The 12,977-nt window shown below is 70.6% G+C and carries 13 protein-coding genes and 1 pseudogene; 5 read left to right on the forward strand and 9 right to left on the reverse strand.

The window, feature by feature from the left end; genetic code table 11:
• Positions 1 to 291: 291 nt before the first annotated feature.
• Entirely contained in the window at positions 292 to 945 is a 654-nt protein-coding gene (locus KUM40_RS16810; protein ID WP_217166786.1) for a TetR/AcrR family transcriptional regulator, read from the reverse strand.
• A 150-nt stretch (positions 946 to 1,095) separates the two neighbouring features.
• On the opposite strand from KUM40_RS16810, the gene KUM40_RS16815 reads away from it, so the two are divergent.
• Positions 1,096 to 1,854 (forward strand): SDR family NAD(P)-dependent oxidoreductase, encoded by a 759-nt coding sequence (locus KUM40_RS16815; RefSeq protein ID WP_217166787.1) that lies wholly within the window; start codon positions 1,096 to 1,098, stop codon positions 1,852 to 1,854.
• Positions 1,855 to 1,930: 76 nt separating this feature from the next.
• Here the strand turns inward: KUM40_RS16815 and KUM40_RS16820 are convergent, their stop codons facing one another.
• From KUM40_RS16820 to KUM40_RS16830, 3 genes are all read right to left on the reverse strand, one after another.
• Positions 1,931 to 2,386, reverse strand: coding sequence for an SRPBCC domain-containing protein (locus KUM40_RS16820; protein WP_217166848.1), 456 nt, complete (start codon positions 2,384 to 2,386; stop codon positions 1,931 to 1,933).
• Between the two features lie 143 nt (positions 2,387 to 2,529).
• Positions 2,530 to 3,555: an SEC-C domain-containing protein gene (locus tag KUM40_RS16825; RefSeq protein ID WP_217166788.1), complete on the reverse strand. Its 1,026-nt coding sequence runs from the start codon at positions 3,553 to 3,555 to the stop codon at positions 2,530 to 2,532.
• A 99-nt stretch (positions 3,556 to 3,654) separates the two neighbouring features.
• Positions 3,655 to 5,091, reverse strand: coding sequence for an MFS transporter (locus KUM40_RS16830; protein WP_217166789.1), 1,437 nt, complete (start codon positions 5,089 to 5,091; stop codon positions 3,655 to 3,657).
• 115 nt (positions 5,092 to 5,206) lie between these two features.
• Here KUM40_RS16830 and KUM40_RS16835 point away from each other — a divergent pair, with 115 nt between their 5' ends.
• The 4 genes from KUM40_RS16835 to KUM40_RS16850 all read left to right on the forward strand — a co-directional run bounded on the left by KUM40_RS16835 (position 5,207) and on the right by KUM40_RS16850 (position 7,972).
• Positions 5,207 to 5,752, forward strand: coding sequence for a helix-turn-helix domain-containing protein (locus tag KUM40_RS16835; RefSeq protein WP_217166790.1), 546 nt, complete (start codon positions 5,207 to 5,209; stop codon positions 5,750 to 5,752).
• A 38-nt stretch (positions 5,753 to 5,790) separates the two neighbouring features.
• Entirely contained in the window at positions 5,791 to 6,114 is a 324-nt protein-coding gene (locus KUM40_RS16840; protein ID WP_374227388.1) for a DUF6412 domain-containing protein, read from the forward strand.
• Positions 6,115 to 6,223: 109 nt separating this feature from the next.
• Positions 6,224 to 6,937, forward strand: a complete 714-nt coding sequence (locus KUM40_RS16845; RefSeq protein WP_217166791.1) for a YidC/Oxa1 family membrane protein insertase — start codon at positions 6,224 to 6,226, stop codon at positions 6,935 to 6,937.
• Between the two features lie 177 nt (positions 6,938 to 7,114).
• Positions 7,115 to 7,972, forward strand: coding sequence for a fumarylacetoacetate hydrolase family protein (locus tag KUM40_RS16850; RefSeq protein WP_217166792.1), 858 nt, complete (start codon positions 7,115 to 7,117; stop codon positions 7,970 to 7,972).
• A gap of 36 nt (positions 7,973 to 8,008) precedes the next feature.
• Here the strand turns inward: KUM40_RS16850 and KUM40_RS16855 are convergent, their stop codons facing one another.
• From KUM40_RS16855 to KUM40_RS16870, 5 genes and pseudogenes are all read right to left on the reverse strand, one after another.
• Positions 8,009 to 10,555, reverse strand: a complete 2,547-nt coding sequence (locus tag KUM40_RS16855) for an ABC transporter permease (protein WP_254395229.1) — start codon at positions 10,553 to 10,555, stop codon at positions 8,009 to 8,011.
• Between the two features lie 210 nt (positions 10,556 to 10,765).
• Positions 10,766 to 10,891, reverse strand: a pseudogene (locus KUM40_RS42675) (hypothetical protein); the annotation flags it as partial.
• A complete protein-coding gene (locus KUM40_RS16860) occupies positions 10,888 to 11,250 on the reverse strand; it encodes a DDE-type integrase/transposase/recombinase (RefSeq protein WP_217166794.1) in 363 nt (120 codons plus the stop codon). The gene KUM40_RS16860 and the pseudogene KUM40_RS42675, both read right to left, overlap by 4 nt.
• A complete protein-coding gene (locus tag KUM40_RS42140) occupies positions 11,190 to 11,498 on the reverse strand; it encodes a transposase (RefSeq protein ID WP_217166795.1) in 309 nt (102 codons plus the stop codon). The genes KUM40_RS16860 and KUM40_RS42140 overlap by 61 nt, the downstream gene beginning before the upstream one ends.
• A 43-nt stretch (positions 11,499 to 11,541) precedes the next feature.
• A complete protein-coding gene (locus KUM40_RS16870) occupies positions 11,542 to 12,717 on the reverse strand; it encodes a serine/threonine-protein kinase (protein WP_217166796.1) in 1,176 nt (391 codons plus the stop codon).
• Positions 12,718 to 12,977: the final 260 nt, after the last annotated feature.

Genomic DNA, 12,977 nt, shown 5'->3' on the forward strand with positions numbered 1-12,977 from the left:
TCCCGATCTCCACTCAAGATCAGGTTCGTATGGATGCCACGAAGTGAGTCAGTTTTGATCCGCCGTCAGAGGGTCACGGTTCAAGCGACGCCGACACGGCTGGATGGTCTCCGGAGGCGCTGACGCCTCCATGCTGGCGGGCGAGTTGCCCAAGGAACGCGGTATGGGACTTCTGCTGCCGCGTGGCGGGGTCCTGCGCTATGGACCCGCGAACATCTGAGTCCGGCGACTCTGGTTGGCACGAACCCTGCGGTAGCAGATGAGGCTGCTGGTGATGCCGGCGTGCCGGTGTCAACGTTCCGGCTTCGGGTCGGGCCGGCGGGTCGGGGCGTATCTGGCGAGCATGGTCTGGACGGCCTGTTCGACGGCGTCATGGATGTCGGAGGCTGCGGGGTTCCAGTCGGTCAGCAGCATGCGGGGCCACAGGACGTAGTTGGCGATCATGCCGAGGAACTGGTTCGCGGCGCTCACGGCGTCCGGGACGTCGGCGTTGCCCGCCTCGTGCTCGGATTCCAAGTAGTGCTGGACGGAGTTGAAGTAGGGCAGCTTGCCGAGCTGGAACTGCATCCGTCCCAGTTCGGGGAAACGGGGCAGTTCGGCGATGACGATCCGGAACAGGGCTGTCATGCCGGGTCGGCCGACCAGGTCGGCATAGCGGTGGCCGATGGTTGTCAGTCCGGAGCGCAGATCTCCGGTCTGTGGCCGTGCGGCAGCGTCGCCGGCGTCACGCTGCCAGGACTCGGTGACGATGGCCTCGAAGAGGGCCGCCTTGGTGGGGAATCGCTTGAACAGGGTGGACTTCGAGACCCCGGCCGCTTCGGCGATCCGGGCCAGTGAGGTGCCGTCGTAACCGCGATCCAGGAACAGTTCTGTGGCTGCGGTGGTGATCGCCTCGCGTTTCTGCTGGGCGAGTCTGCGGTGGTGTGCGGAGAGTTCTGCTGCCATGCGGGCAGTATGCCGCAGACCCGAGGCGAGTCACTTGACTCGCCTCAATGATCCTACTTACGGTGTGAGGGTAAGGCGAGTCGAGTGACTCGCATCGCATCTGTGGCGCCGGGGTGGATTCCCGGTAGCCGCGCGGTGGAGGAACAGTTCATGACGATCGACAAGACCGCCTTGGTGACCGGTGCGAATCGCGGCCTCGGACGTGGCGCGGCCATCGCTCTGGCCACACGTGGGGTGCGGGTCCTGGTCACCCACCGCGGTGATGCGGCCGGGGCCGAGGAGACGGTGGAACAGGTGCGGGCGGTGGGTGGGACTGCCGCTGTTCTCCGGCTCGACATCAGCGACGTCTCCTCCTTCGCGTCCTTCACCTCCGAACTGAGCGAGCAGTTGGAGCGCTGGGGTACGTCGCGGCTCGACATCCTGGTCAACAACGCGGGAGTGGGGATCTTCGGACCGCTGGAGGACGTCACGGTCGACGACTTCGACACGGTGATGGGCACCAACGTCCGGGGCACGTTCTTCCTCGTCCAGGCACTTGTGCCGCTGCTGGCCCGAGGCGGCCGCGTCATCAACGTCTCGACGTCACTGACCCGCCACACCAGCGCCGCCACCTCGGTCTACTCCGCCTCGAAGGCCGCCGTCGAAGCCCTGAGCCGTACCCTCGCCGCGGAACTCGGCCCGCGCGAAATCCGGGTCAACTCCATCGCCCCGGGGCCGACCGCCACCGATTTCAACGGTGGAGCGATGCGGGACGACGCCGGGACGCGCCAGGTTCTCGCCGGACAGACCGCGCTCGGCCGCGTCGGCGAACCTGAGGAGATCGGCGACGCCATCGCCACGCTGGCCTCCGAGGGTCTGCGCTGGGTCACCGCCCAGCGCATCGAGGTCTCCGGCGGCGCCCTCCTCTGAACGGCCGGGCGACCGCGGCCTCCCAGGGGCCGGGCCGGGATGTCGCCCGGGGGAGAGGGGGAGAGGGGGGAGGTGGTCAGGCCTTCGGTCCGTCCGCGAGGAAGCCCGTCAGGCCGTCCAGCAGCATTCCGCTGCCCTGCTCCGCCATGTCGCGTTCCTCCGCCGTGTCGCAGGTCTGGCTGAGGACGATCACGGTGTTGCGGGGGCCCTCCTCCGTGAGTTCCACGCCCATCGTCGACGGTTCCGGGCGGCCCGGGACGTCCATGCCGATGGTCAGCCGGCGGTGCTCGGCGACCTCGATGTAGGAGCCCGTCAGGGGGAACTCGGCGCCCTCCGGGGTGCGCATCGTGGCCTTCCAGAGGCCGCCCGGGCGGACGTCCATCTCGACGGTGCCGGGGATCGCGTAGGCCCACTGGGCGTACTGGTCGGGGGTGGTCCAGGCCTGCCAGACCCGCGCCGCGGGGGCGTCCAGGGTGCGGGTCAGGGTGTAGGAGAAGCCGTTCTCCGCCGCGGTGTTCTGCTCGGTGCTCATGTCGTCCTGTCTCCTCGGTTCGGCGGGGCTCGGGGCCTCGCGCTCTTCGTGGGTTCGGTTCGTCACGCTGTCGCACCTTGTAGACGTCCGCCGGGGCGGGAACTCATCGGTTCACCGCGACGGCTGTTCCAAGCTATTCCCGGCTATTCCCGGCCGTGGCACTCCCCGTACGCCCGCTGCGAGCCGCACCAGCACACCGCCCCGCGCTGCGGCGGCCACGCCACCGCACGCCCCCGGGCCGCCAGGGTCGTCGCGTACTGCGGCAGCAGGGCCGGGTCGGCCGGGGACGCGCCCTCCGACGCCGCGAAGGCCTCGTAGGACGGGACGGTGCCCGGGACCACGCCCAGGTTCGGCGTGCCCGACGACGCGAGTTCGCGCAGGGCCGCCTCTATCGTCGCCAGGTGCTCCTCGTACGAGGGGTACTCGGCGGCCAGCGGCGGATACGCCTGGAGCAGCTCCGTCAGTTCGTCGGCCGGCCAGTGCAGCATCGCCACCGGGAACGGGCGGGAGAGCGCCTCGCGGTACGCGCCCAGCTCGGCGCGCAGGCGGGAGATCTCCGCCTCCAGGTCCGCCGGGTCGTCCGAACCCAGGGACCAGACCCGCTTGGGGTCGTGCAGCTCGTCCAGGGAGACCGGCATGGTGTGGAGGGTGTCGGCCAGGGCGTCCCACTCGTCGTGGGCCAGGCCCAGCATCCGGCGGACCCGGTGACGGCCGTAGAGGAGGGGATGCGTCGAGTACGGCGGTTCCGGCACGTCCGTCAGGAGCAGGCGGGCGCCCTCCGTGAACGTCTCGTGCGCCGCCTCCAACTCGTCGTGGGACTCCAGGGCCTCGGCCACGATCACCCACGGCGCGGGATCGCGCGGCGACGCCGCACGGACACCGTCGATGATCGCCCGGGCCTCCGCCTCGTGGTCGTACTCCCAGAGGTTCGACGCCTTCAGGGCGCGCACCAGGGACGGGTTCTCCAGCCCGGGGGAGCCGGTGGCGGCGGAGGACAGCAGGCGGTCGTAGAGCCTGGTCGCGGCGGGGCGGTCGCCGGACAGCTCCAAGTGGGCCGCGGCGCGCAGGAGCAGGGCCTCGGCGTCCTCGGGATAGAGGCCGGAGGTTCGTTCCAGGCGGGCCGCTTCGGCGGCGTGGTCGACGTTTTCGGCGGGCGTGTCGGGGCGCATGGGGGACACCGTACTGCCGCGAGGTGACCAGGGTCAGCCATCCGCCGGCCGGAGCCCGGGGGATCGGCGTCGCCGAGGCCCGCATCGGCTCGCGGGGGCTCAGTGCCGCTCCCGCAACGCCCCCACCAGCACTCCCGCCACCACGGCCAGCCCCGCCGACACCCACAGCGCCACGTCCGTGCCCGCCCCCGGGCTCCCCGCCGACGTCGCGATCGCGATCGTCAGGGCGACGCCGGCGCACGAGCCGATGTACCGGAACGTCTGCTGCGCGCCCGAGCCCATCGCCGCCCGGGCCGCCGGTACCGACTCCACCGCGAGCAGCGGCAGCGCGGCGTTCAGCAGGCCGCTGCCGACGCCGGCCAGGACCAGACCGGGCAGCAGGCGGACCCAGGAACCCGCGCCGACCGCCCCGAGCATGGTCAGGACACCGACCGCGTGCAGGGCGAAACCGACGGCCAACTGGTGGCGCGGGGACACACGGTGGGCGACGCGGCGGGCCTGGAGGGCCACCGCGAAGGCGAGACCGGCCCAGACGAGGGAGAGCAGGGCCGTCTCCATGGGGGACAGGCCGAGCGCCCGCTGCAGCACCGTCGGCAGGAAGCTGAACAGGCCGATCACCGACAGGCCCGTGAACAGACCGCCCGCGGAGGACGCCAGGAAGCGCGGGCTGCGCAGCAGGGACAGGTCGATCATCGGGGTGGCCGCGCGGCGCTCCAGTACGACGAACAGGGCGCCGAGGAGTACGGCCGCCGCCAGCAGCAGCGCCACCGGCGCCCGCAGCCACCCGTCCCGCCCCAGCGTCAGCGCCGCCACCAGCGCGACCAGCGCCGGTCCGAACGTCACCGCCCCGGCGAAGTCCGGCCGGCCCGCCCGCGGTGAGCGCGACTCCGACAACGCCCGCGCGCCGAGGCCCGCCACCACCAGCGCGGCCGCGCCGAGCACGCCGTACGACACCCGCCAGTCGGGGATCGCCCCGACCAGCAGCGGGCCCACGGCTATCCCGCCGCTCACGAAGGCACCCCACACGCCGGTCGCGCGCAGCCGTCCGGCCGGGGTCGGGAAGGCGTGCACGAGCAGGCCGAGGCTGCTGGCCAGCAGCGCCGCGCTCGCCGCGCCCTGCGCGATGCGGGCCAGCGTGAACAGCCACGTCGTGGACGCGAAGGCACCGAGGACGGTGGTGACGCCGAGGGCCAGCGTGCCGGAGACGAAGATCCGGCGGCGCCCGTAGTCGTCGGCCAGGCTGCCGGCCACCAGGAGCACGGCGGCCAGGCCGAGCGGGGTGCCGTTCAGCAGCCAGGCCTGCGCGGACAGCGGGGTGTGCAGGTCGGCGGCCGTCTCGGGGAGCGTGACCGCCGGCGCGGCGTACGTCATCAGGGCCACGGCGGTCGCGGCGCTGGTCAGCGCGAGGGTCCGGCCGGGGTGCGGGGGCGGCGAGGCCCGTTCCGTGGTGTCGTCGGCCGGGGGTGCCGGTGTCGCGGTGGTGGGGGTGGCCGCGGTGGTCGGGGTGGTCGGGGAATCCGTGCCGGTGTCGGTCATGGCTGGCTGTCCGCTCCAGGTTGGTTCGGTCAATGAACTGACTCGAGGCGGCCCAACTTAGCATCATCAGTTCGGTGAATGAACCGAGCGGGGAAAGGTGGCTACAGTGGACGCCATGGCACTGGGCAAGGACTACGCGACGCAGGAGTGCTCGATCGCCCGCGCGCTGGAGGTCGTCGGCGAGCGGTGGACGCTGCTGGTGATCCGCGACGCGCTCTACGGCGTCCGGCGCTACAACGACTTCCTCGTCCACCTCGGCATCCCGCGCGCCGTCCTGGCCAACCGCCTCCAGGCGCTCACCGCCGAGGGGCTCCTGGACAAGCGCAGGTACCAGGAGTCGCCGCCCCGGGACGAGTACGTCCTCACCGACCGCGGCATCGCCCTGTGGCCCGCCCTGCGGGCGCTCGGCATCTGGGGGCGCGAGCAGCTCGGCGGCGAGCCGCTGCGCACCTACTGGCACGCCGACTGCCGCACCGAACTCACCCCCTACGGTGCCTGCCCCGCCTGCGGGACCCTCGTCGCCGTCCGCGACGTCGAGGTGCGGCCGGGCCCCGGACTCGACCCCGACCCCGCGGACCCGGTCAGCCGGGCGCTGCTCGGTCCCCGGCGGCTGCTCCAGCCGATCGAGACCGAGCAGGGTGCCGCGCCGCGTCCTGTATAACTGGGGCAAACGCGCGTGCGAGAGGAGGGGAGCCGCCGATGCCGCCCATGACCCAGCACCACCGGGCCGTCCCGCGTCCCCTTCTCGTGCTGCTCCTGGTCCTCCTCCCCGTCGCGCTCCTCGACGTCGGCAGCCTCTCCGCGACCGTCGCGCTCGCCGCGACCGCCGCCGTCGGTTCCGCGCTCGCCGTCTGCGCCGTCATCGCCGCACGCTGCGCGCCCGCCGTGCCGCGCACCCGGGTGCGTACGGCCATCAGGGACCGGGACCTGCGTACGGCCTTCCTGCCCCAACGCGATCCCGACGCCCGCGGCCGCCGCCGGCCCCGAGCGCCCGGACACGCCCTCCCGGCGACCACCGCGTAGGGCACCGCTGCACCGCTGCACCGCTGCTTCACCACCCTGCGCGGGGTGTGTCGTCATGCCGCAATCCCCTTGCCCGGCACGACGAGACCCTCGGAGGGCTCACCCACTCATGTCCGTCTTCGCCAGCCTGGTCGAGCAACTCGCCGACCTGCTCCAGCCCCTGTTCGGCGCCTCGGCCGCGGCCGCCGCCATCGTCCTGTTCACCGCCCTCGTACGGCTCCTCGTACACCCCCTGTCCCGGGCCGCCGCCCGCGGGCAGAAGGCCCGCACCGAACTCCAGCCGCGGATCGCCGAACTGCGCCGCAAGCACGCGAAGAACCCCGAGAAACTCCAGCGGGCCGTACTCGAACTGCACACCGAGGAGAAGGTGTCCCCGCTGTCGGGCTGCCTGCCCAGCCTGTGCCAGATCCCCGCCTTCTTCCTCCTCTACCACCTGTTCTCCAGCTCCTCGATCGGCGGCGAGGCCAACGCGCTGCTCTCGCACCGGCTCCTGGCCGCCCCGCTCGGCGGACGCTGGGCCGACGCGCTCGGCGACGCCGGGCCGTTCGGGGGCGCCGGGCTCGTGTACGCCGCGCTGTTCGTGCTCGTCGCGGGGGTGGCCTTCTTCAGCTACCGGATCACCCGGCGGACGATGACCGAGCGTCCGGCGCTGCCCGCCGCCGACGGGCAGCAGGTGCCGGGACTGGGCGCGATCAGCAGGGTCATGCCGTTCATGTCCTTCTTCACGCTCGTCACCGTGGCCGTGGTGCCGCTGGCCGCCGCGCTGTACGTCGTCACCAGCACGACGTGGAGCGCCGTGGAACGGGCCGTCCTGTACCGGTGAGGAGGCTGGTGAGGAGGCTGGTGAGGCTACGGCTACGGTCCAGTACGTGAACGGGGTATTGCGGAGTGGACCCCGACCTTGGACGATCGACCAGTCCTCCGACGGGTGTCGCGGCACTGGCCGCACCCAGGTCGCACCTCATCGGGCGGGCTGCCCGAGACCGAGGAGTTGGGGATCATGAAGCTGCTGCGAGTCGGTACGGCGGGGTCCGAGCGGCCCGCGCTGCTCGACGCCGGCGGGACCCTGCGAGACCTGTCGGGCGTCGTGACGGACATCGACGGCGCACTGCTCGCCGACGAGAGTGCGCTCGACCGGGTACGGTCCGCCGCCGACGCCGGTGAACTGCCCGCCCTGGACGGCGGCCTGCGGTACGGGCCGCCGGTGGGACGCATCGGCAAGGTCGTGTGCATCGGGCTGAACTACCACGACCACGCCCGCGAGACCGGGGCCGAGCCGCCCGCCGAGCCCGTCGTCTTCTTCAAGGCGCCGGACACGGTGGTCGGACCGCACGACACCGTGCTCGTGCCGCGCGGCTCGGTCAAGACCGACTGGGAGGTGGAGCTGGCGGTCGTGATCGGGCGTACGGCCCGCTACCTGGAGTCGGCGGAGGAGGGGCTCGCGTGCGTCGCCGGGTACGCGGTCGCGCACGACGTGTCCGAGCGGGAGTTCCAGATCGAGCGCGGCGGGACCTGGGACAAGGGCAAGAACTGCGAGACGTTCAACCCGCTGGGCCCGTGGCTGGTCACCGCCGACGAGGTACCCGACCCGCAGCGGCTCTCGCTGCGCCTGTGGGTCAACGGCGAGCTGAAGCAGGACGGGACGACCGCGGAGCAGATCTTCCCCGTGGGTGAGGTCGTGCGCTACGTCAGCCAGTTCATGGTGCTGCGCCCCGGTGACGTCATCAACACGGGGACGCCGGCGGGGGTGGCGATGGGTCAGCCGGAGCCGAAGCCGTATCTGAGGGCGGGGGACGTGGTCGAGCTGGAGGTCGAGGGGCTCGGTCGGCAGCGGCAGGAGCTCAAGGGGGCCTGGTAGGACCGCAGGTGCACGCCGCCCGGCGCACCGCGCGGGTTACTCCTTCTTGATCGCGGCCAGCATGTCGAGGCGGGCCGCGCGGTGTGCGGGCCAGGAGGCGGCGAGGACGCCGACCAGGGCGGCGAGGGCGAGGAAGATGCCGAGCCTGCCCCAGGGGACGACGAGTGTGTACGTGTCCAGTCCCAAGCCGGTGATCAGCTCACCGGCGGCCCAGCCCAAGAAGACGCCGAGCCCGATGCCGAGCACCCCGCTGTTGAGCGAGATGACCAGCGATTCCAGCCGCACCATCCGCTTGACAGCGCGCCGGTCGAGGCCGATGGCGCGCAGCATCCCGATCTCCTGGCCGCGGTCGAAGACCGACATGGCCAGCGTGTTGATCACGCCGAGCACGGCCACGACGACCGCCATCGCGAGCAGCCCGTAGACCATGTTCAGCAGGACGTCGATCGTCTGTGAGGCATCCTCGGCGACATCTTCCTTGTCCTGGACGAGGATGGCGGGGTTGTCCCCGAGCTGCTTGTTCAGCGCGTCCTTGACCTCGGCGCCCGCGCCGCTCTCCGTCTTCGCGAGGACCTGCATGTCGGCGACCTTGGACATGTGCGAGGAAATGGCCGAGTTGTCGACGACGATGCCGTCCAACGTCGCGTCGCGCTCGTAGACGCCACCGACGGAGAAGCGGCCCTTCTCGCCGTCGCCGTAGGTCATCTCGAAGGACGAACCGACCTTCCACCCCTGTGACTTGGCGGTCTCCGTGTCGACCACGATCTTCTTGCCGTCGCTGAGCCCGGCCCAGCCGCCCTGCTGGAAGTCGGGCGCGGTGAGCTTGCCGATGGTGGCGCCGTTGACGCCGGTCAAGGACGCGGCGACGCCGCCGATGTCCGCCGTCGCATTGCGCAGGGGGGAGGTCGTGGTGACCTCGTCCATCGCGGAGAGCTTCTTCTCCACCTGGGGTGGCAGCTCGGTGTGGCCGGCCATCGAGACCGTGTAGTCGGCCTTGAGGGAACCTGCTGCCAACTTCTCGACGGCCTGCTGGACGCCGCCCGCGATCACCGTGAGCCCGGTGATGAGAGTGAGGCCGATCATCAGCGCGGAGGCGGTCGCCGCCGTACGGCGCGGGTTGCGCACAGCGTTTTGGTGGGCCAGCTCGCCGCTCACGTGGAACAGGCGCAGTACGGGCGCTGCGGCGGCGATCATATGGCGCGACAGCAGCGGCGTCAGTACGAAGACACCGATCAGCAGCAGCACGGCGCCCAGCCCCATCGGGGCCATGCCGTCCTCCATCGAGGTGGCCGGCAGCACCAGCGCGGCGCCCGCACCGGTGAGGAGGGCGCCGATGGTGTTCCGCACGACCAACGAGCGTGGGCTCGCCGCAGCGTGGACGTTGTCCATCGCCGCCACCGGCGGGATCCGCGACGCCCGGAGCGCGGGCAGCCAGGCGGCGAGCACGGTGACGATGATGCCCATGGCCAGTGAGGCGACCACCGTCGAGCCCTCGATCACCAGCGGGCCCGAGGGCACGGAGCCCATGGTGCCGACCAGGGAGCGCAGTCCGGCGCCGATACCGATACCGGCCGCCAAACCGGCGAGCCCCGCGACGGCGCCCACGGCGAACGCCTCGACAAGTACGGAGCACGTCACCTGACTGCGGCTGGCGCCCACCGCCCGCAGCAGCGCCAGCTCCTTCGTGCGCTGCGCGACGAGCATGGTGAAGGTGTTGGCGATGATGAAGGCGCCGACGAACAGCGCGATCCCCGCGAAGGCCAGCAAACTGATCTTCATGCTGTCCATGCCGGAGGTGATCGCCTTCGCCTCGTCTTCGGCGAGCTCCTCACTCGTGATGGCCTCGGCCCTCTCGGGCAGGATCTTCTCGGCCTGCTGCTTGAGCGCTTCCTCCGAGACACCCTGCTCGGCGGCGATGTGGATCTCGGTGTACTCACCGGGCTTGGCGAACAGCTTCTGCGCTGTGTCGGTGTCGAAGAGGATGAGGGAGCCCCCCGCGGCGACGCTGCCGTTGTCGGTGGTGAAGACGCCGGTGACCTTCTCCTCGTGCACGGGCCCCTCGATCGACATCCGCACGGTATCGCCGACCTTGTAGCCGCCACGCTCTGCGGTCCCGGAGTCCAGCGCGATCTGTCCGGGGGCGCGCGGCGCCTTGCCGGCCTTCATCGGGTAACGGGGGTCGCTGCCTTTGCCGTCCTCCCCCGCGTAGTAGTTGGCACCGACATTGGAGAAGCCGTCGCCGATGAGCTTGCCGTCCTGGTCGGAGACCGCGGCGGGGCCGGAGACGATACCGATGGCCGACTTGGCGCCGGGCAGTTGCGTGGCCCTGTCGAGGGTCCGCTGGGTGATCGGCGCGGGGGCGGGGCCTGGGGGGCTTCCCTCGGGCGTGTCGCTGTAGCTCTGATGTATGGAGACGTCGACGTCGGCGTAGCCCTTCTGCGAACTCTTCTGGAAGGCTTCGGAGACGGTCGAGGTGAAGACCAGGGTGCCGGAGACGAAGGCCACGCCGAGCAGCACGGCGAGCACGGTCATCAGCAGCCGGGCCTTGTGCGCGAAGACATTACGTAAAGCGGTACGGAGCATGAGGTGTCCTGGGGGCGAGGCGTCGGTCAGAGCGTGTCTGGTGGGTGGTGCTGGATCAGGGAGCGGTGCGGTGGTCGTGCTGGTTAATCGTGGGTTATGCGGCTGGTTCAGCGTGGTTGGTGTGAGATGGAGGGCGTTCTCGAAGGCGATCGGTGATCGTAGTCCGAGGCGGGAGTGTCGGCGTCGGGTGTTGCAGCGGTGGAGCCATCTGAAGGCGTCGAATCGGGGCCTCGCGCTCGTTGGGCCGGCTCTTTCGTCCTTGCAGGGTTCGCGTTTGAAGGTCGCGTTGAAGGACTCGGCGAGTGCGTTGTCCGCACTGGACCCGACCGCGCTCATGCCTCGCCGAACTCCTGCTGACCTACATGCTTCGGCGAAGGCCCTGCTCGTGTACTGGGCGAGTGATCGGTGTGCGTGATCGATCCGGCGAGACTGCCACGGGTTCGGATCGATCCGGCCAGGGCGTCGGTGACGAGGTCCGCGCGCATGTGGTCGGCGATCGCCCAGCCGACCAGATGGCGCGATACGAGGTCGATGACGGTCGCCAGGTAGCAGAACTTCCCGCCGTCGACAGGCAGGTAGGTGATGTCGCCGACGTACTTCGTGTTGGGCCTCTCGGCGCTGAAGTCGCGGCCGATCAGGTCCGGCGCCTTGGCCGCTGCTGAGTCGGGGACGGTGGTGCGGTGCCGGCGGCGCATCCGGACTCCTTCGATCCCGGACGCCCGCATGCTCCTTGCGGCTGATCCTCGCGACGCGCCGAGTACGCCGTCTCCCATGGACCGTATCGCTCGGGCAGATCCCGCCAGGGAGAACCGGTCCTCGCCCGCCACCAGATCCCGTCGAAGACCTGCCGTCGATCCCGCGGCTTGCGACCCATCACCGGCAACGGAGGCAACACCGCCTCCAGACACACCCACTGTTCGCCCGTCAGATCTCCACGAGCCACCCGAAGATCGTTCCGCAGCGGAGATCGACATCTCAACCACGCCTTAGAACAGGGCGGCGGACACGGCGTCCCAACCGAAGAAGTACACCGCCCACGCGACAATGATGACAATCGTTCCGACTATCGAGCCGACGGTCGGCCCGGACTTCTCCGACGTTGGCGTCTTCGTTTCCCCGGAATCGGCCGTTGAGTCGGTCTTGTGCTCGGCCTCGGGCTTCGCCGCCCGTCTGCTGCTCGTGCCGTTGCCGTCGGGAGCTTCGGGAGCTTCGGGAGCTTCGGTGAGGACGCGGGTGCGAGGCGTGGTCCAGTCGCGGACCAGGGTCTCGGCCTCGGAGAGATCGGTGGCGTGCTCCAGGCGTCGGCCTTCCCGGGCGTAGGAGGTGATCAGGAGGTCCCAGTCGGGTGGCAGCGGTTCGGTGCCGCCTGACAACGACTGGACCAGCTCCCGGGCAGTGGGCCGCTCGGCCGGGTCGCGGGACAGACAGGCGCCGATGGGACCGGTGAGGCCGTCGGGCAGACCGGCGAGGTCGATGTCGGCCTGCCGAACGTAGTTGAGCTGCTGCAGCGGTTCCGTGGTGTACGGGTAGGGGAGTCGTCCGCAGGCGATGTAGGAGAGAGTGACGCCGAGCGAGTAGACGTCGGAGGCCGGGGTGCAGGACTGCCCCTCGGCCTGCTCCGGTGCGGCGAACGCGATGGTGCCCAAGGTGAGGCGGGTACTGGTCAGGTCGCCGGCATGGGAGATGCCGAAGTCGATGACCTTGGGCCCAGCGGCGGTGAGCAGCACGTTGAGTGGCTTCACGTCGCGATGCACGATCTTCTTGCCGTGCAGTTCGACCAGAGCCTCGGCCACGCCCCGGCCCACATGGCGCACTCCGCCGGCCCCGTCCAGCGCTCCCCGCTGCACGACCAGCGCCTCCAGCGAGGGCGCCGGTACGTATTCCATCGCCATCCACGGCCTGGCCGCCTCGGCGTCGGAGTCCAGCACCCGGGCCGTGCGGTCGCTGCTGACACGCGCGGCGAGGGAGACCTCGCGACGGAATCGTCGACGCGCCTCGTCACTGACCCCGCCGGGCGCCAACACCGTCTTCAGCGCGGCCAGGCGGCCCGTTTCCACGTCCCGCCCCAGATAGATCAGCCCCATTCCGCCGGTGGCCAACTGACCCAGCAGGCGGTAGGGACCCAGTCTCCGCTCCTCGCCCGCCAATGCGACGAGTCCCATGCCGCCTGCGGTGGACCCCTCCGTCACAGCGCCTCCGTTCCGGTTCCGCTGCGTTCCCATCGTTCCAACAGCGCGGTTCGTTGCCCGGGCCGACTGGTCTGCGAAGCCCTTGCCTCCGTGTGGAGGCAATATCTGACGGGCGATCAGCCACGTTCAGTCTGCGACAAGATGGCGTGTAGTGGAATCAGTTCCAGAAAAATTTCTAGAAATCTCTCCTGTGCTGAAACGGGAGCTACGCTCACCGGCAGGAGCGAGTGGCA

This window comes from Streptomyces sp. AC512_CC834, from assembly GCF_019049325.1.
GTDB lineage: Bacteria > Actinomycetota > Actinomycetes > Streptomycetales > Streptomycetaceae > Streptomyces.